The organism is Massilia niabensis, from assembly GCF_042655085.1.
In the GTDB taxonomy this organism is placed as follows: domain Bacteria; phylum Pseudomonadota; class Gammaproteobacteria; order Burkholderiales; family Burkholderiaceae_D; genus Telluria; species Telluria niabensis.
Map to the genome: position 1 here is coordinate 273,479 of NZ_JBHSMU010000003.1, position 17,225 is coordinate 290,703.

The 17,225-nt window shown below is 64.1% G+C and carries 16 protein-coding genes; 5 read left to right on the forward strand and 11 right to left on the reverse strand.

What is annotated here, in order from left to right; genetic code table 11:
• The first annotated feature begins 63 nt into the window (after nucleotides 1–63).
• Nucleotides 64–819, forward strand: coding sequence for a cell division protein ZapD (gene zapD / locus ACFPN5_RS01335; protein ID WP_379779311.1), 756 nt, complete (start codon nucleotides 64–66; stop codon nucleotides 817–819).
• A 15-nt stretch (nucleotides 820–834) separates the two neighbouring features.
• Nucleotides 835–1,026, forward strand: a complete 192-nt coding sequence (yacG, locus tag ACFPN5_RS01340; protein WP_379779313.1) for a DNA gyrase inhibitor YacG — start codon at nucleotides 835–837, stop codon at nucleotides 1,024–1,026.
• Between the two features lie 55 nt (nucleotides 1,027–1,081).
• Here the strand turns inward: yacG and ACFPN5_RS01345 are convergent, their stop codons facing one another.
• Together ACFPN5_RS01345 and ACFPN5_RS01350 are read right to left on the reverse strand one after the other, a co-directional pair.
• Complete coding sequence (locus ACFPN5_RS01345) at nucleotides 1,082–2,383, reverse strand: D-amino acid dehydrogenase (RefSeq protein WP_379779315.1); 1,302 nt, start codon at nucleotides 2,381–2,383, stop codon at nucleotides 1,082–1,084.
• 32 nt (nucleotides 2,384–2,415) lie between these two features.
• On the reverse strand, nucleotides 2,416–2,826 hold the full coding sequence (locus tag ACFPN5_RS01350; RefSeq protein ID WP_379779317.1) for an NUDIX domain-containing protein: 411 nt from the start codon (nucleotides 2,824–2,826) through the stop codon (nucleotides 2,416–2,418).
• 174 nt (nucleotides 2,827–3,000) lie between these two features.
• Here ACFPN5_RS01350 and ACFPN5_RS01355 point away from each other — a divergent pair, with 174 nt between their 5' ends.
• The gene (locus tag ACFPN5_RS01355) at nucleotides 3,001–3,885 is read left to right on the forward strand and encodes a YihY/virulence factor BrkB family protein (RefSeq protein WP_379779319.1); all 885 of its coding nucleotides are present in this window, start codon (nucleotides 3,001–3,003) and stop codon (nucleotides 3,883–3,885) included.
• On the opposite strand, the gene ACFPN5_RS01360 is transcribed toward ACFPN5_RS01355, so the two are convergent.
• Nucleotides 3,849–4,733 carry an ATP-binding protein gene (locus ACFPN5_RS01360; RefSeq protein ID WP_379779321.1) on the reverse strand — a complete coding sequence of 295 codons (885 nt, stop codon included), beginning with the start codon at nucleotides 4,731–4,733 and terminating at the stop codon, nucleotides 3,849–3,851. The two genes, ACFPN5_RS01355 and ACFPN5_RS01360, sit on opposite strands and share 37 nt — an antisense overlap.
• A 7-nt stretch (nucleotides 4,734–4,740) precedes the next feature.
• Complete coding sequence (argJ, locus tag ACFPN5_RS01365; protein WP_379779323.1) at nucleotides 4,741–5,979, reverse strand: bifunctional glutamate N-acetyltransferase/amino-acid acetyltransferase ArgJ; 1,239 nt, start codon at nucleotides 5,977–5,979, stop codon at nucleotides 4,741–4,743.
• 192 nt (nucleotides 5,980–6,171) lie between these two features.
• Between argJ and ACFPN5_RS01370 the strand changes: the two genes are divergently transcribed.
• The gene (locus ACFPN5_RS01370; protein ID WP_379779325.1) at nucleotides 6,172–7,758 is read left to right on the forward strand and encodes a DUF945 family protein; all 1,587 of its coding nucleotides are present in this window, start codon (nucleotides 6,172–6,174) and stop codon (nucleotides 7,756–7,758) included.
• Nucleotides 7,759–8,038: 280 nt separating this feature from the next.
• Here ACFPN5_RS01370 and secA read toward each other — a convergent pair whose 3' ends face one another.
• Nucleotides 8,039–10,819 (reverse strand): preprotein translocase subunit SecA, encoded by a 2,781-nt coding sequence (secA, locus tag ACFPN5_RS01375; RefSeq protein WP_379779327.1) that lies wholly within the window; start codon nucleotides 10,817–10,819, stop codon nucleotides 8,039–8,041.
• Nucleotides 10,820–11,084: 265 nt separating this feature from the next.
• Here secA and ACFPN5_RS01380 point away from each other — a divergent pair, with 265 nt between their 5' ends.
• On the forward strand, nucleotides 11,085–11,555 hold the full coding sequence (locus ACFPN5_RS01380; protein WP_379779329.1) for a DciA family protein: 471 nt from the start codon (nucleotides 11,085–11,087) through the stop codon (nucleotides 11,553–11,555).
• A 6-nt stretch (nucleotides 11,556–11,561) separates the two neighbouring features.
• On the opposite strand, the gene lpxC is transcribed toward ACFPN5_RS01380, so the two are convergent.
• From lpxC to ftsA, 6 genes are all read right to left on the reverse strand, one after another.
• A complete protein-coding gene (lpxC, locus tag ACFPN5_RS01385; RefSeq protein WP_379779331.1) occupies nucleotides 11,562–12,497 on the reverse strand; it encodes a UDP-3-O-acyl-N-acetylglucosamine deacetylase in 936 nt (311 codons plus the stop codon).
• A gap of 60 nt (nucleotides 12,498–12,557) precedes the next feature.
• Nucleotides 12,558–13,400: a DMT family transporter gene (locus ACFPN5_RS01390; protein WP_379779794.1), complete on the reverse strand. Its 843-nt coding sequence runs from the start codon at nucleotides 13,398–13,400 to the stop codon at nucleotides 12,558–12,560.
• A gap of 71 nt (nucleotides 13,401–13,471) precedes the next feature.
• The gene (locus ACFPN5_RS01395) at nucleotides 13,472–13,921 is read right to left on the reverse strand and encodes a GNAT family N-acetyltransferase (RefSeq protein ID WP_379779333.1); all 450 of its coding nucleotides are present in this window, start codon (nucleotides 13,919–13,921) and stop codon (nucleotides 13,472–13,474) included.
• 55 nt (nucleotides 13,922–13,976) lie between these two features.
• A complete protein-coding gene (locus ACFPN5_RS01400) occupies nucleotides 13,977–14,480 on the reverse strand; it encodes a peroxiredoxin (RefSeq protein WP_379779335.1) in 504 nt (167 codons plus the stop codon).
• Nucleotides 14,481–14,630: 150 nt separating this feature from the next.
• Nucleotides 14,631–15,824: a cell division protein FtsZ gene (gene ftsZ / locus ACFPN5_RS01405; protein WP_379779337.1), complete on the reverse strand. Its 1,194-nt coding sequence runs from the start codon at nucleotides 15,822–15,824 to the stop codon at nucleotides 14,631–14,633.
• Nucleotides 15,825–15,983: 159 nt separating this feature from the next.
• Nucleotides 15,984–17,216, reverse strand: a complete 1,233-nt coding sequence (gene ftsA / locus ACFPN5_RS01410) for a cell division protein FtsA (RefSeq protein WP_379779339.1) — start codon at nucleotides 17,214–17,216, stop codon at nucleotides 15,984–15,986.
• Nucleotides 17,217–17,225 lie beyond the last annotated feature (9 nt).

Sequence of the window (17,225 nt, forward strand, 5' to 3'; positions counted from 1 at the left end):
TTTGCTCCGCATGGTTCAGAATCACGGGGTTGCTCGCCAGCCCACTTCCAGGGGAATGTCACTTTGATCGTCTACGAATATCCTTTCAACGAGCGGATTCGCACGTTGTTGCGGCTGGAGGACCTGTACGAGAAATTCAAGTTCTTCGTGCAACAGGAACACCCCATGCAGCACCACGTCGCGCTCGCGACGATCTTCGACATGCTGGAAGTGGCCGGCCGCGCCGACCTGAAATCCGACCTGCTGCAGGAACTCGAACGCCAGAAGCAAAGCCTGCTGGCCTACCGCAGCAACCCGGCCGTGGCGGCCGAGGCCCTCGACGCCATCCTTGCCGAGCTCGACCAGGTCAGCAGCGCACTGGGCGCTGCCCAGGGCAAGACCGGCCAGAACGTGCGCGACAACGAGTGGCTGATGAGCATTCGCGGCCGCACGATCATTCCGGGCGGCGCCTGCGAATTCGATTTGCCCTCGTATTACGCTTGGCAGAAGCGCCCGTTCGACCAGCGCCATGCCGACATCATGGGCTGGTTCGGTCCGCTTGCGCCGCTGTGCGACGCCCTCGCCCTCGTGCTGCGCCTGCTGCGCGACTCCGGCCGCCCGACCAAGATGATCGCGGCGTCCGGCAGCTACCAGCAGATGTTGCAAGGAAAGATTTACCACATGCTGAGGCTCGGCCTGGACGAGTCGCTGGGCGCGATCCCCGAGATTTCCGCCAACAAGTACATGCTGTGGGTGCGCTTTACCACCCAGGGCGGCGACCTGAAGCCCAAGTCGCTGGAAGAAGACGTGCCGTTCGAGCTGACGCTCTGTAATTTTTAAGTTTGACGACCTGCCATGACCGTTGTTGCCTGCCCTACCTGCTCCCGGAAAGTCGAATGGACGACTGAGAACAAGTATCGCCCGTTCTGCTCGGAGCGCTGCAAACAGATCGACCTGGGCGCTTGGGCCGAAGAGAAATACACCATCCCGGGTGCTGCGCCGAACGAGTTGCAGGACAATCCGCTGGACGAAGACGACAAGCACTGAGTCGGGGGCGTAGGGTGGGCACTTGTGCCCATCCTACGAAAGCGAAACCGCCCTGTTACGCCGTTACGCTGATACCGCCCGGCACCAGCACCGGCTTGTTGCGGCGCCCGTAGCGGTCCATGAACAAGCCTTCCAGGCCGATCTCCGGCTGGCGGCCCGAGACCATGTCGGCCAGCACGCGGCCAGAACCGCAAGCCATCGTCCAGCCCAGCGTGCCGTGGCCCGTGTTGAGGAACAGGTTGCGGTACGGGGTCGGGCCGACCACCGGGGTGCCGTCCGGCGTCATCGGGCGCAGGCCGCACCAGAACTCCGCCTTCGACACGTCGCCGCCCTGCGGGAACAGGTCGGTGACCGAGTGTTCCAGGGTGTCGCGCCGGGCCTGGTGCAGGCTCAGGTCGTAACCTGCGATCTCGGCGGTGCCGCCCACGCGGATGCGGTCGCCCAGGCGGGTGATCGCGACCTTGTAGGTCTCGTCCATGATGGTCGATTCCGGCGCGCCGGCGGGGTCCGTGATCGGCACCGTGATCGAATAGCCCTTGACCGGATAGACCGGGATATGGATGCCGACCTGCTTGAGGATGACCGGCGAATAGCTGCCCAGCGCCAGCACGAAGGAATCGGCCTTCAGTTCGCCCTGCGAGGTCACCACGCCGGTAACCTTGTCGCCTTCAACGACCAAGCGCCGGATCTCGACGCCGTGGCGGAATTTGACGCCCAGCGCTTTCGCCATCTCGGCCAGGCGCTGGGTGAACTTGAAGCAGTCGCCGGTCTCGTCGTTCGGCAGCAGCAGGCCGCCGACGAACTTGCCGCGCACTTTCGATAAGGCCGGTTCGTAGGCTTCGCAGCCGGCCGGGTCGAGCACCTTGTACGGCACACCGTACTGCTCGAGGACGGCGATGTCGGTCGCGGCGCCGTCGACCTGCTTCTGGGTGCGGAACAGCTGCAGGGTGCCCTGGCTGCGCTCGTCGTAGGCGATGCCGGTGTCGGCGCGCAGCTGCACCAGCACGTCGCGGCTGTACTCGGCCAGGCGCACCATGCGGCCCTTGTTGATGGCATAGCTCTTGTGGTTGCAGTTGGCCAGCATCTGCAGCATCCAGCGCCATTGGGTGAGGTCGAGCTTCGGGCGCACCACGAGCGGGCTGTGCTGCATCATCAGCCACTTGACGGCTTTCGCGGGCACGCCGGGGCCGGCCCATGGGGACGCATAGCCAGGCGAGATTTCGCCCGCGTTGCCATAACTGGTTTCCATGCCGGCGGCCGGCTGGCGGTCGATGACCGTGACGTCGTGCCCGGCTTGGGCCAGGTAATACGCCGTGGTGGTGCCGATGACACCACTACCCAAGACGATGATTTTCACAAGGATCCTTCAACAGATTGATTGACTGCTTTTTACCCTGCAAAGCGCAGCTGATCGAGCCACTCGAGCAAGGGGATGGTGGCGGGCAGCAGCGGGGTAACGCCGACTGCCCCTTGCCACGCAAAGGCCTGGCCTTCCAGGCTTTGCGGTTCGCCGCGCCAGTCGCGGCTGATATAAAAATGGAGCCGCACATGGGCGTGCTCGTAGACGTGTTCGACGCAGCACCACTCGCTGGCGCTGACGATCTGCACACCCAGTTCCTCGACGAATTCGCGCTGCAGGGCGGCAAAAATGGCCTCGCCCGGCTCGACTTTACCGCCCGGGAATTCCCAGTAGCCCGCATACGGCTTGCCTGCCGGGCGCTGGCCCAGCAGCACGTCGCCGTTCGGGCCCATCAAGATGCCGACCGCCACATCGATCGGCTGGGTCTTCGCTTCCTGCATGGCTGGCCCGTCTGGAAAATCCGATATTGTACGCCAGCCTGATCCGCAAGGCATCGCTGCTGTTGTGCCCGACGATACAAAAATGAGAGGGGAAATAACCTGGGCGAATGGGATCTGCGCGGCGGTGGGCATATGATGGCGGTTCCGGTACAGCGATGTAAGGGAGAGCAGCGCATGAACATTCCTGGATTAAAGGGCATCGGTCTCGGCACGGTCCTGCTGTCGGCGGCAAAGAACTTCGTTCGCAACGACATGGCCACCTACGCCTCGGCGCTGGCCTACCAGCTGCTGTTCTCCCTGTTCCCCTTCTTTATTTTCCTGATCGCCCTGATCGGCACGCTCAACCTGCCCGATTTCATGGCCTGGCTGCGCCAGCAGGCCGCGATGCTGTTGCCGCAGCAAGCCATGGGCCCGCTCAACCAGGTGCTCGACCAGTTGCAGCAGCCTCCGGGAGGGCTGATGTCGGTGGGGGCGATCATTGCCTTGTGGACGGCTTCGGCGGGCGTGCGCGCCACCATGAACGCTTTCAACGTCGCCTACGGGATCCGCGAAACCCGGCCTGCATGGCTGCTCTACCCGCTGTCGGTGCTGTACACGCTGGCGGTGGCGGCATTGCTGATCGCCTCCGCCGCCCTGCTGCTCATCGGACCCACGGCGATCGCGTGGCTGGAAGCGCAGATCGGCTTCGGCCAGGCATTGGTGAGCTTGTGGACGTGGATGCGCTGGCCGCTGGCGGTGATCCTGCTCATCCTGTGCGCAGGGCTGGTGTACTACTCGGCGCCGGCCGCCCAACCCAGGTTTCCCTTCGTGACGCCGGGCGCCGTGGTGGCCGTGCTTACCTGGCTCCTTGGGTCGCTCGGGTTTGATGTCTACGTACGCAATTTCGCCGATTACAACGCCACCTACGGCAGCATGGGGTCGGCCGTCCTGCTGCTGCTGTACTTCTTCATTTCAGCGGCCGTGCTGCTCTACGGCGCGGAGATCAATGCCTACGTGGCAAGCCAATCGGAGAAGAAAGGCATTCACGCAGTGGAGGAGCCTGGCAGCTTGCCCGCGTAGTCCTTGGCAAACTGCCACGCCACCCGGCCCGAGCGCGAGCCGCGGCCCAGCGCCCATTGCAGTGCCAGCGGCCGCGCGGATTCGATCTGCTGGGGCGTGCAGCCAAAGCTCGCCAGCCAGTGCGCCACGATCTCCAGGTAGTCGTCCTGGCGGAACGGATAGAACGACAGCCACAAGCCGAACCGCTCCGACAGCGAAATCTTCTCTTCCACCGCTTCGCCCGGATGCAGCTCGCCCTCGTCGCTGTGCGAAAAGCCCGCATTGTCCGACATCTTTTCCGGCATCAGGTGGCGCCGGTTCGAGGTCGCGTAGATCAGGACGTTGTCCGAGGGCGTGGCGATGCTGCCGTCGAGCGCCACCTTCAGCGCCTTGTAGCCCGCCTCCCCTTCCTCGAACGACAGGTCGTCGCAAAAGATGACGAAGCGCTCCGGCCTGCCTGCGACCAGGTCGACGATGTCGGGCAGGTCCGCCAGGTCGGACTTGTCGACTTCGATCAGGCGCAGGCCCTCACCGGCAAAGCCGTTCAGGCAAGCCTTGATCAGCGAGGACTTGCCGGTGCCGCGCGCGCCGGTGAGCAGCACGTTGTTGGCCGGGCGGCGCGCGATGAACTGGCGTGTGTTCTGCTCGATCTGGCGTTTTTGCGCTTCGACGTGCTGCAATTCCTCGAAGCGGATCGTCGCCGCGTGCAGCACCGGCTGCAGGAAGCTGCCACCGGAGGCGCGGCGGCGCCAGCGGAAGGCGGTCGCCCGCTTCCAGTCCGGCTCGCGCGGGATCACAGGCGGCAATACCGCCTCGACCCGCGCCAGCAAGCTCTCGGCGCGGTGCAGGAACTGTTCGAGCGGCGTCATTGCCGCCTCAGGAACGGTAGTCGGCGTTGATGCTGACGTAGTCGTGCGACAGGTCGCAGGTCCACACCGTGGCGCTGGCGTCGCCGCGGCCCAGCGTCACGCGCACCAGGATCTCGGCCTGCTTCATGACGCGCTGGCCGTCCGCTTCCTGATAATCTGGATTGCGCCCGCCCGCTTGCGCGACCAGCACGTCGTCCAGGTACAGGTCGAGCTTGGTGACGTCGAGGTCGTCCACGCCGGCGTAGCCGACGGCGGCCAGGATGCGGCCCAGGTTCGGGTCCGATGCGAAGAAGGCGGTCTTCACCAGCGGCGAGTGGGCGATCGCATACGCGATCTTGCGGCACTCCTCGAGCGTGCGGCCCTGTTCGACCGTGATGGTGATGAACTTGGTGGCGCCCTCGCCGTCGCGGATGATCTGCTGCGCCAGGTTGCGTGAAATGTCGGTGACGGCATCGCGCAGGGCTTCGTACTCGGCGCCGCTCGCTTCCTTGATTTCCAGGCTGCCGGCGCCGGTGGCGATCAGCATGAACGAGTCGTTGGTCGAGGTGTCGCCGTCGATGGTAATGCTGTTGAACGAGCGGTCGGCCGCGTACTTCACCAGTTGATCCAGCACCGGCTGCGCCACTTTGGCGTCGAAGGCCAGGTAGCCCAGCATGGTCGCCATGTTCGGCTTGATCATGCCGGCGCCCTTGCTGATGCCGGTCATGGTGACCGTGTGGCCGCCGATGGTCACCGTCCTCGATGCCGCCTTGGGCTGGGTGTCGGTGGTCATGATGGCTTCGGCCGCATTGAACCAGTTATCGGGCGTCAGGTTGGCAACCGCCTCGGGCAGGCCGGCGACGATCTTCGCGATCGGCAGCTGCTCGAGGATCACGCCGGTCGAGAACGGCAGCACCTGCCCCGCTTCGCAACCGAGCAGGCGCGCCACTTCCGCGCAAGTGGCCTGGGCATTGGCCAGCCCCGTCTCTCCGGTACCCGCATTGGCGTTGCCGGTATTGACCACCAGCGCGCGGATCGGCGCAGCGCCGTTCGTCACCGCGGCCAGGTTGGCCTTGCTGACCTGCACGGGCGCGGCGCAAAAACGATTCAGGGTGAAGACGCCGGCGACGGTCGCGCCCTCGGCGAGGCGCATGACCAGCACATCCTTGCGGTTGGGCTTCTTGATGCCGGCTTGGGCAAAACCGATCTCGATGCCGGCAACCGGTTTCAGGTCGGCGGCGACGGGCAGGGGGGAATTCACGGCCATGGTGGTCTCTGGAAAGATTGTCGAATTCGATATTGTACTGCGCGAGCGAGGGGACGGGCGCGGGAGGCGTGCAGCGGCAGATGGGCTTGCGTTTTGTCTTTTCTGCAACACAGCGTCAGCGGTGTGGATCGGCCAGTGACTTTCGGTAATGCATCATTGATAATTAGAAACTTGCTTACCAAAAGGCCCTTCGTGAAACCTGCCCTGATGCGCCGCGTCCTTGCGGCAACCCTCGTTGTTATCCCCGCCGTCATCTCCTTCGCCCATGCCGATGACAAGCCCACGCGCCAGCAGCCGCTCGTGCTGCGGGCGATGACCGCCGCCAGCCATGAGATGCAGGCCGCGATGGAGGATGGCGCCAGCCTCAACAAGAATTTCGAGAAGCTGATCAATTTCCAGCATTCGCCCGACACCGTCAAGCTGCTGGTCGAAGCCTTCGGCACCGATCGTCCGTGGTCGATGGAAAAACGCGGTATCGAGCAGGGCAAGACGGCCTGGCACTGGCGGCTGAACCCGCTGCACCAGGGCACGGCCGATGGCGGCACGCTGGTGTGGAGCGAGCTGCCGGTCGACCTGTGGGTGGACAAGCCGGGCAAGGCCGTGGACTTCCGCGGCGCCTGGCCATCGCTCTCGTACGAGGACAAGGACGCCCGCATTTCCCTGCACGACGGCACCCTGTCGGGCACGCAGTACCGTGGTGCCGGCAACATCTGGTATGGCAGCATGCAGGGCGGCTTCGGCAGCATGCAGGTCGAAGGCAAGGCCAAGCCCCTGGCCTTGTCGATGCGCGAGCTGAGCTTCAGCGGCAAGATGGAGGAGCGCCCGAGCACGGTACAGATGACGCAGTCGTTCGGCATCAAGGCCATCGAATTCGCGGGCGAACGGGTCGACGACTTCACGGTTGCCATGCGCTTCGTGAACATCGAAAAAGCGGCGCTGGTCGCCATGCAGGCTACCCAGAAGAAGCTGAGTGCAAAACAGGCCGCCAGCCGCGACGACCTGAGCGCGATGATGCCCATGTTCAAGAGCTTCTTGCGCGGCGCCACCAGGCACAAGACCGCGCTGGTGATCGATGAGATGAGCTTCGCCTTTCACGGCCACAAGGCCATGCTGAGCGGCCGCGTGGGCATCGACGGGACGGCCGGCGCCAACACGGGCGACATGGCGGCCCTGTCGAAGCGCATCAACGCGCGCTTCGAGATCAAGGTGCTGGTGGCGCTGGTGCGCGAGGTGGCGCTGGCCGCGGCGCGCCAGCAGGCGTCCAGGGCCGACAACGCGCAGGCGAAGGCGGTGCTGGCGGCGCCCGAGGCGAGCGCCCAGAACGTCTCCGATGCGATCATCGGCAAGCTCCTCGGCAACGGCTACGCGCGCCTGGAGAACGATATGCTGGTCTCGACCATCGAGTTCCGCGGCGGCGTGCTGCGCGTCAACGGCAAGAAGATCGACCTGCCCGCGCCCGGTAAAGGCCCGGCACCGGCCAAGGCCGCGAACTTCATGCAGGCGCGCCGCATCAGCGACTCCTGCACCCTGCCCGAGTACCCGCAGGACGTCGTCGAAAAAGATGCCGCGCTCACATTGACGCTGCAATTCGTGGTCAATCCGGCCGGGCAGCTGCGCGACCTGAAGCTGGCTGAGGCGAGCAGTCACCCCGAGTACGACACCGCCGTGCTGGCGGCGTTTGCCGGTTGCCGGTTCATTCCTGCCCTGCGCGACGGCAAGCCGGTCGAGCACACGCTCACCCACACGCTGTCGCGCGAACCGGGCAGCGCGCGTCCGTAAGTTTCCTTCAGCACCCGTCCCCTCCCACCCCTGGCCCGCGTAAGCCTGGTGTGAAACCGCCCCACCCCGGCCTTCGCCAAAGGGACGGAGGGTAGGCGGCGGTGACGTTAGGGTTCGCCAAGGCCGCAGGTAGAGCCGCACCGGTGAACCCGTCATTGAGGCCATTGGCCTCAATGACCCCTACGGGTCTGTGCATCCTTATCGACACGAATGGCTGAGCCAGAATGCAGCCAATAAAAAAGGCGTCCCGCAGGACGCCTTTTCATTTACCGCAAGTGGCTTACGCCAGCTTGCCGTGGCACTGCTTGAACTTCTTGCCGCTGCCGCAAGGGCATGGGTCGTTGCGGCCGACCTTCACGCCGAGGTAGGTGCTGTGGTCTTCCGCTGCCACCGGAGTGGTCGACGGGGTAGCCACTGGCGCCAGCAGTTCCTCGGGCGCGGCCGACGGGTTGAAGTCGGAGTGCTGGTAGTTGATGTTTTCCAGCTGCGCGTGCTGCGCCGCCATGGCCGCTTCCGCCGCCTCGACTTCCTCACGCGACTGGATGCGCACCGTCATCACGGTGCGGATGACTTCGTTCTTGATCTGGTCCAGCATGCTGCCGAACAGTTCGAAGGCTTCGCGCTTGTATTCCTGCTTCGGGTTCTTCTGGGCGTAGCCGCGCAGGTGGATGCCCTGACGCAGGTGGTCCAGCGCGGCCAGGTGTTCGCGCCAGTGGGTGTCGACGCTTTGCAGCATGACGTTGCGCTCGAAGCCACCGAAGGAATCCTTGCCGACGATGTCGATCTTGGCATTGTACGAGGCGTCGGCCGCGGCCAGCACCTTTTCCAGGATGTCGTCGTCGTTCAGGTTCGGCTCGTCGACCAGCATCTGCTCGAGCGGCAGGTGGATCGCCCATTCGCTGGCCAGGGTCGACTGCAGCGACTTTATGTCCCACTGCTCTTCGATCGATTCGGCCGGCACGTGGGTGCGCACCACGTCGGTGTAGACACCGGTGCGCAGCGAGGCGATCAGTTCCGAGATGTCGACCGCTTCCAGCAGTTCGTTACGCTGGCCGTAGATCACCTTGCGCTGGTCGTTGGCGACGTCGTCGTATTCGAGCAGCTGCTTGCGAACGTCGAAGTTGCGCGCTTCGACCTTGCGCTGGGCGGTCTCGATCGAACGGCTAACGATGCCCGCCTCGATCGGTTCGCCTTCCGGCATCTTCAGGCGTTCCATGATGGCGCGCACGCGGTCGCCTGCGAAGATCCGCAGCAGCGAGTCATCAAGGCACAGGTAGAAGCGCGAGGAACCCGGATCGCCCTGGCGGCCCGAACGGCCGCGCAGCTGGTTGTCGACCCGGCGCGACTCGTGGCGCTCGGTGCCGACGATGTGCAGGCCGCCGGCGTTCACGACGTGGTCGTGCAGCGACTGCCATTCGTCGCGCAGTTGCTGCGACTGGGCCGCTTTTTCCGCTTCGGACAGCGTATCGTTCGCTTCGATGATCTGGATCTGCTTTTCGACATTGCCGCCGAGGACGATGTCGGTACCGCGGCCGGCCATGTTGGTGGCGATGGTGATCATCTTCGGGCGGCCTGCCTGGGCGATGATTTCCGCTTCACGGGCGTGCTGCTTGGCGTTGAGGACGTTGTGCGGCAGGCCGGCCTTGGTCAGGATGCCCGACAGCAGTTCCGAATTCTCGATCGAGGTCGTGCCCACCAGCACGGGCTGGCCGCGCTCGTAGCAATCCTGGATGTCGATCAGCATCGCGTTGTACTTTTCCTGCGCCGACTTGTACACCTGGTCCTGGCGATCCTTGCGCTGGGATGGGCGGTTCGGCGGGATCACGACGGTTTCGAGGCCGTAGATTTCCTGGAATTCGTAGGCTTCCGTATCGGCGGTACCGGTCATGCCGGACAGCTTGGTGTACATGCGGAAGTAGTTCTGGAAGGTGATCGAGGCCAGGGTCTGGTTCTCGTTCTGGATGCGTACGCCTTCCTTCGCTTCCACGGCCTGGTGCAGGCCATCGGACCAGCGGCGGCCCGTCATCAGGCGGCCGGTGAATTCGTCAACGATGACGACTTCGCCGTTCTGCACCACGTAATGCTGGTCCTTGTGGTACAGCACGTGGGCGCGCAGCGCCGCGTACAGGTGGTGGATCAGCGTGATGTTGGCGGCGTCGTACAGCGAGGCGCCTTCCGGCAACAGGCCCATCTTGGTGAGGATGGCCTCGGCGTTCTCGTGGCCGGCTTCGGTCAGCAGCACGGTGTGCGCTTTTTCGTCCTTGATGTAGTCGCCCGGGACTTCGATGACTCCCTTGCCGTCCGGGGTTTCTTCGCCAATCTGCTGGACCAGCAGCGGCGGCAGTTCGTTCAGGCGATGGTACAGGTCGGTATGGTTCTCGGCCTGGCCAGAAATAATTAACGGTGTCCGCGCTTCGTCGATCAGGATCGAGTCGACCTCGTCGACCACGGCGAAGTTCAGGCCGCGCTGCACGCGCTCGCGCGCTTCGTAGACCATGTTGTCACGCAGGTAGTCGAAGCCGAACTCGTTGTTGGTACCGTAGGTGATGTCCGAGCCGTAGGCGGTCTGCTTGGTGTCGTGGTCCATCTGCGACAGGTTCACGCCCGTCGTCAGGCCCAGCCAGCCGTACAGCTTGCCCATCGAGTCGGCGTCACGCTGCGCCAGGTAATCGTTGACGGTAATGACGTGCACGCCCTTGCCGGACAGCGCATTCAGGTAGACCGGCAGGGTTGCCATCAGGGTCTTGCCCTCGCCCGTGCCCATCTCGGCGATCTTGCCCTGGTGCAGGACCATGCCGCCGATCATCTGGACGTCGAAGTGGCGCATCTTGAGGACGCGCTTGGCAGCTTCGCGGCAGACGGCAAACGCTTCCGGCAGGATGTCGTCGAGCGTTTCGCCCTTGGCGACGCGCTCCTTGAATTCGGGAGTTTTTGCCTGGAGCTCGGCGTCGGACAATGCCTCCATCTGCGGCTCGAGCGCGCTGATCTGACGCACGGTTTTTTGATATTGCTTGAGCAGCCGCTGGTTGCGGCTACCGAAAATCTGGGTCAGTAATGACATGCTAGGTTTCTTAAAAAGACGCCGCAAAAAGAGCCAGGAATGATATCAAACGATACCTAACCAAGACCGACGGTGGCAAAAAGCGAGTGATTTTATCATGCGATGCGGCCACACTTGGGGCTTACACGCCCGATAACAAGTGTAGTGCACGAAAGAATGTTATCAAATTGCATTGAAACCACAGGATAGGTGCCGCATTGGCGCACCCTGCGGGCGCTTGTGGTATGTTGTGCCCTTCCAGCTCCCCCTTCTGTTTTCGACTCCGATGCACATCTACGGCACCCGCAACCGCCCTACTTCGTTCGAAGCGACCAGCTTCCTGCGCTCGAACGAGCGCATGGCAAGCCTGTTGCCGACCGCGATGCGCATGGCCGACCTGCAGCGCGACGTCGGCCTGGCGCTGCCCTCGGTCGGGGGCAATTGCGACGTGCTGTCGTTCCAGGACGGCGTGCTGGTGCTGGCGGTGCCCAGTTCGGCGGTCGCGGCCAGGCTGAAGCAGAGCCTGCCGAAACTGCAGGGCACCCTGCAGGCGCGCGGCTGGCAGGTGACCTCGATGCGGCTGAAGGTGCAGGTGACGCGGGCGATGCCGGAACGGGTCGAAATGCGCAATCTGGAGCTGCCGCCGACCGCCGTCGACGCCTTCGAGGAACTGGGCGAGAGCTTGCCGGACACCCCGCAGAATGCGGCGCTGGTGGCGGCGATCAAGCGGCTGGCGGCGAAACGGCGGGCGGGATAACGCCCCTCAGGTCTGCGCCCACTCCTGGCGCATCTGCTTCAGGTACGACGCCGGCGCGCCCTCCACCCCATCGAACGACACGATCTCGTACGCATCCGGCCGCGCCAGCAAGGCGCGCAGCAGCTCGTTGTTGAGCGCATGCCCCGACTTGTGCGCCTCGTAGGCCGCCAGCAGCGGATGCCCCACCAGGTACAGATCGCCGATTGCATCGAGGATCTTGTGGCGCACGAACTCGTCGTCGTAGCGCAGGCCGTCCGCGTTCAGGATGCGGTACTCGTCCATCACGATCGCGTTTTCCAGCGAACCGCCGCGCGCCAGGCCCATGCCGCGCAGGCTTTCCACGTCTTGCATGAAGCCGAAGGTGCGCGCACGCGCCACGTCGTGCACATACGATACGTGAGCGAAATCGACCGACGCATTCTGCATCGTGCCGTCCACCGCCGGGTGGTTGAATTCAATGAAGAAATCGAGCTTGAAGCCGTCGTGGGGTTTCAGGCGCGCCCACTTTTCGCTATTGCCGGTGCCGTGGCGCACTTCCACTTCCTTCAGCACGCGGATAAATTTCTTCGGCGCCGCCTGGTCCTGTACCCCGGCCTGTTGCAAGAGGAACACGAAGGACGAAGCCGAGCCGTCCATGATCGGGATTTCCTCGGCCGTGACTTCGATATACAGGTTGTCGATGCCCAGGCCCGCGCAGGCCGACATCAGGTGCTCGACGGTGGACACGCGCGCGTCGTTCCTGATCAGGACCGAAGCCATGCGCGTGTCGCCCACCACTTCGGCGCTCGATGGGAATTCGACGACCGGGTCGAGGTCGACGCGGCGGAACACGATGCCGGTATCGACGGCGGCCGGGCGCAGCGTCAGTTCGACCTTGCGGCCCGAGTGCAGTCCGACGCCGGTCGTGCGCACCAGTTCTTTGATGGTTCGTTGTTTGAGCATGAAACGATTATATATGCGCCGCAAAATCGGTGCCGGGCTCGGCTTTTGCAGCTCAGCAACTCAGGGATGCTCGGCTTCGACGTGAACCTTTTCGTGGCGGATCAAATAAATGCCGCTGCCGATGATGATGGCTGCGCCGATCAGGGTGTACTCGTCGGGCAGGGTTTGCCACAGCAGCCAGTCGATCGCCACGCCCCAGGCCAGCGCCGAATACTCGAACGGCGCCACGACCGACGCCTCGCCATGGCTGAACGCCTCGGTGATGGCGAGCTGGCCAAAGAAGCCGCTCACCGCCAGCCCCAGCAGGAGCGGGATGTGGACGGCGTCGACCGCCACCCAGGCGGGCAGCGCCAGCACGGTGGCCCCAAACGCCATCATCAGCATCAGCCAGAACATGATCTGCGCGCTGCTGTCGCTGCGCGCCAGCACCCGCGCGCCGATCGCCGAGATCGCGTAGCACACGGCCGAACCGAGGATCGCCAATCCGCCCAGGGTCAGGAAGCCGCCCCCTTCCGGGCGCAGCACGACCAGCACCCCGGCCAGACCGACAGCGATGGCAATCCAGCGCGCCAGGTTCACTTTTTCCTTCAGCACGAACACGGAGAGGGCCGTGATCAGGGCCGGCGCGATGAAGAAGATCGAATAGGCTTCGGCCAGCGACAGATTTTTCAGCCCGTACGCAAACAGTGCCAGCATCGCGATGCCGACCACGGCGCGCAGCAGCTGCAGCGACCAGCGTACCCGCAGCATGGTGGAAAAACCGCCGCGCCATGCGACATAGGCGCACACCAGCGGCAAGGATGACAGCGAGCGCAGGGCCGCGACCTGCATCGCCGGATAGTGCGCGGCGAGCAGCTTCATCGCCGTGTCCATCAGCGAAAACATGAAGACGGCGATCATCATCGCGTAGATGCTGCGCAGGTTGCCGCTCAGTTTGCGCACCGGCTTACCCACTGGGTTGCTCACTGATTTACTCAAAGCGGCATCTCCATGCACACTTCCAGCGGGTCGGCGCCGTTGCCGCCATAGGGCGCGCAGCGGATAAAGCCGAAGCGCTCGTACAGGGCGAGCGCCGCGTGCTGGTGCACGCCTGTCGTCAGCTTCAACAGGCGCACGCCGGCGGCCCGCGCCTGCAGCACCAGCGCCTCGAGCAGCGCGCTGCCGACGCCCTGCCTGCGCGCCGCCTCGTCCACGACCATGCGCCTGAGCTCCCCATGCTCGCCACGCAGCACCAGGGCGACGCAGCCGACCGCGCGGCGGCTGTCATCGCGCGCGACGAGGAAGCGCACCTCGGGTTGCAGCATCGACGCGAGCGGCAGCGCTGTGCCCGCGGCGGCCGGATAGAGCCTGGCATGCAGGTCCTGCAACTGCGCGAACAGGGCGGCGACGTCGGGCTGGTCGGGGGTTTCGATCTGGATGTGCATGGGTACAGAAGAAAAACGGCGCCGCAGCGCCGTTGGTATGCAAGGGGCCAGCGTCTTAGCCCAGTTGCGCGAGCATGGTTTCAGCGTTCGATACCTCGAAGCCGCCCTGCTCCACATTGAGTTGCTTGACGACGCCATCGTCGACAAGCATTGAATAGCGCTGCGAGCGCGTGCCCATGCCGTGCTTCGAGAAGTCGGCGTCCAGGCCGAGGGCCTGGGTGAAGGACGCGTTACCGTCGGCCATCATGCGCACGATGCCGGTCGACTTCTGCTCGCGGCCCCAGGCGCCCATGACGAAGGCGTCGTTCACCGAGATGCACCAGATTTCGTCGACGCCCTTGGCGCGCAAAGCGTCCGCATGCTGCACATAACCCGGCACGTGCTTGGCCGAGCAGGTTGGCGTAAAGGCGCCAGGCAGGCCGAAGATCGCGATCTTCTTGCCCTCGGCAAGCTTCGTCACCTCGAACGTATTTGGACCCAGCGCGCAGCCTTCGGTTTCGGTGTCGATGAATTCGGCCAGGGTGCCTTCCGGCAGGCGGTCGCCAATCTTGATGGTCATGCAGTACTCCTCAGGTGTTATTTTGGTAAGCGTGCAAGTATGCCTGATGTGGCGAGGGTCTGCACGGCGCGGCCCCGCCGGGTCCGCCCATAAAAAAACCGGGACCGGCGCCGAAGCGCCGATCCCGGTTCTTGTTTCAAGCTCTTGAGCTTAGTCAGCCTGCTTGCGCAGGAACGCCGGGATGTCGTAGGTCTCGACGCCGTTGTTCTGCATTGCACGCACCTGCTCGGATGCCTGCTCGCGGCGCCACACGGCCGGCTGCTTCATGCCGTCGTTGCCGCCGCTGGCGTGGCCCTGGGTCACGCCGGCCGTCAGCGTGGTCGCGCCACCCATCATCGGCGCGTTGTAGGTACCGGTGCGCAGCACCTGCTGCGGCTGCACCAGCTGCATCTTCTTGGTTTTGCCCAGGCCCGTCGCGACCACGGTCACGCGGATCTCGTCGCCCATGGCGTCGTCGTAGGCGATGCCCTGTGCGATCGACGCGTCCGGTGCGGCGAAGGCGCGCACGGCGGCCATGACTTCCTTGATTTCCTTACCCTTCAGGCCACGGCTGGCGGTGACATTCACCAGCACGCCCTTGGCGCCCGACAGGTCGATACCGTCGAGCAGCGGCGAAGCGACGGCCTGCTCGGCGGCGATGCGCGCGCGGTCCACGCCCGACGCGGTCGCGGTGCCCATCATGGCCTTGCCCTGCTCGCTCATGATGGTCTTCACGTCGTTGAAGTCGACGTTGATGTGGCCCGGTACGTTGATGATCTCGGCGATACCGGCAACGGCGTTGTTCAGGACGTCGTCGGCGTGCTTCATCCAGTCGAGCATCGATTCATCTTCGTAGATGTCTTCCAGCTTTTCGTTCAGGATGATGATCAGCGAATCGACGTGCTTCGACAGCTCTTCCAGGCCTGCTTCGGCGATGTCCATGCACTTCTGGCCTTCGTACGAGAACGGCTTCGAGACCACGGCCACCGTCAGCGCGCCCATCATCTTGGCCACTTCGGCCACGATCGGTGCGGCGCCGGTGCCGGTGCCGCCGCCCATGCCGGCAGCAATGAAGACCATGTGCGCGCCGCGCAGCGAGTCTTCGATGCGCGAGCGGGTCTGCTCGGCCAGCTGGCGGCCGACTTCAGGACGCATGCCGGCGCCCAGGCCCGACTCGCCGATCTGGATGATGTTGTTCGCACTCGACACGGCCAGCGCCTGGGCGTCGGTGTTCGCGGCGATGAACTCGACGCCGGAAACACCCTTGTTGATCATGTGCTGCACCGCGTTGCCGCCTGCACCACCCACGCCGACGACCTTGATCACCGTTCCCAGTGCTGCGTTATCGACCATATCGAACTCCATGATGTGACTCCTAATTTTCAGTGTGCCGTATCCAGGCACCAAACCTCATAAGCCTATCAGGCCTGGGGCATGGATACTGCTTAGTATTGTAAAAATATGTGTTTTGTACCGAATCAAATACGCTCAGTTACCTACGCCTGAGCTACGTTCAATTGCTGCTTAGAAATTCCCTAAAAACCATTCCTTCATACGCTGCCACACCGCCTTTACCGAGCCATCCTGCCTGGTGACGATGTGGCCCCGCAAATACTGCTTTTTCGCTTCCAGCAACAGGCCGAGCACCGTCGCGTAGCGGGGGCTGCGCACGACGTCGGCCAGCTGGCCGCGATAATCCGGCGTTCCCAATCTCGTCGGTTTCAAGAACATGTCTTCCGCCATTTCGATCATGCCCGGCATCATCGAGGTGCCGCCGGTGAGGACGATGCCCGACGAGAGCACGCCTTCGTAACCGGATTCGCGCACCACCTGGTGCACCATGGCGAACAGTTCCTCGACGCGCGGCTCGATGACGGCGGCCAGTGCCTGGCGCGAGAGCGCGCGCGGGCCGCGGTCGCCCAGGCCCGGCACTTCCAGCGTCTCGCCCGGATCGGCCAGTACCTGCTTGGCCACGCCGTAGCGTAGCTTGATTTCCTCGGCTTCGCCGGTCGGCGTGCGCAGCGCCATCGCGATGTCGCTGGTGATCTGGTCGCCGGCGATCGGGATCACGGCCGTGTGGCGGATCGCGCCGTCACTGAACACTGCGATGTCGGTCGTACCGCCGCCGATGTCGATCAGGACCACGCCGAGTTCCTTCTCGTCGTTGGTCAGCACGGCGTCGGCCGAGGCCATCGGCTGCAGGATCAGGTCCGACACTTCCAGGCCGCAGCGGCGCACGCACTTGACGATGTTCTGCACGGCCGACACGGCGCCGGTGACGATGTGCACCTTGACCTCGAGGCGGATGCCGCTCATGCCGATCGGCTCGCGCACGTCTTCCTGGCTGTCGACGATGAATTCCTGGGGCACCGTGTGCAGCAGCTGCTGGTCGGTCGGGATGTTGACCGCTTTCGCCGTCTCGATCACGCGGGCGACGTCGGTGCTGGTGACTTCCTTGTCCTTGATCGCCACCATGCCGCTCGAATTGAACGAGCGGATATGGCTGCCGGCGATACCGGCATACACGTTGCGGATCTTGCAGTCGGCCATCAGCTCGGCCTCCTCGAGCGCGCGCTGGATCGATTCGACGGTGGCCTCGATGTTGACCACGACGCCCTTCTTCAATCCTTTCGACTCGTGCTGACCGAGGCCGATCACCTCGTGGCGTCCGTCGGACATCACTTCGGCCACGACCGCCACCACCTTCGAGGTGCCGATGTCGAGGCCGACGATCAGGTTTTTCGCGTCTTTTGTCATTGCTCGCCT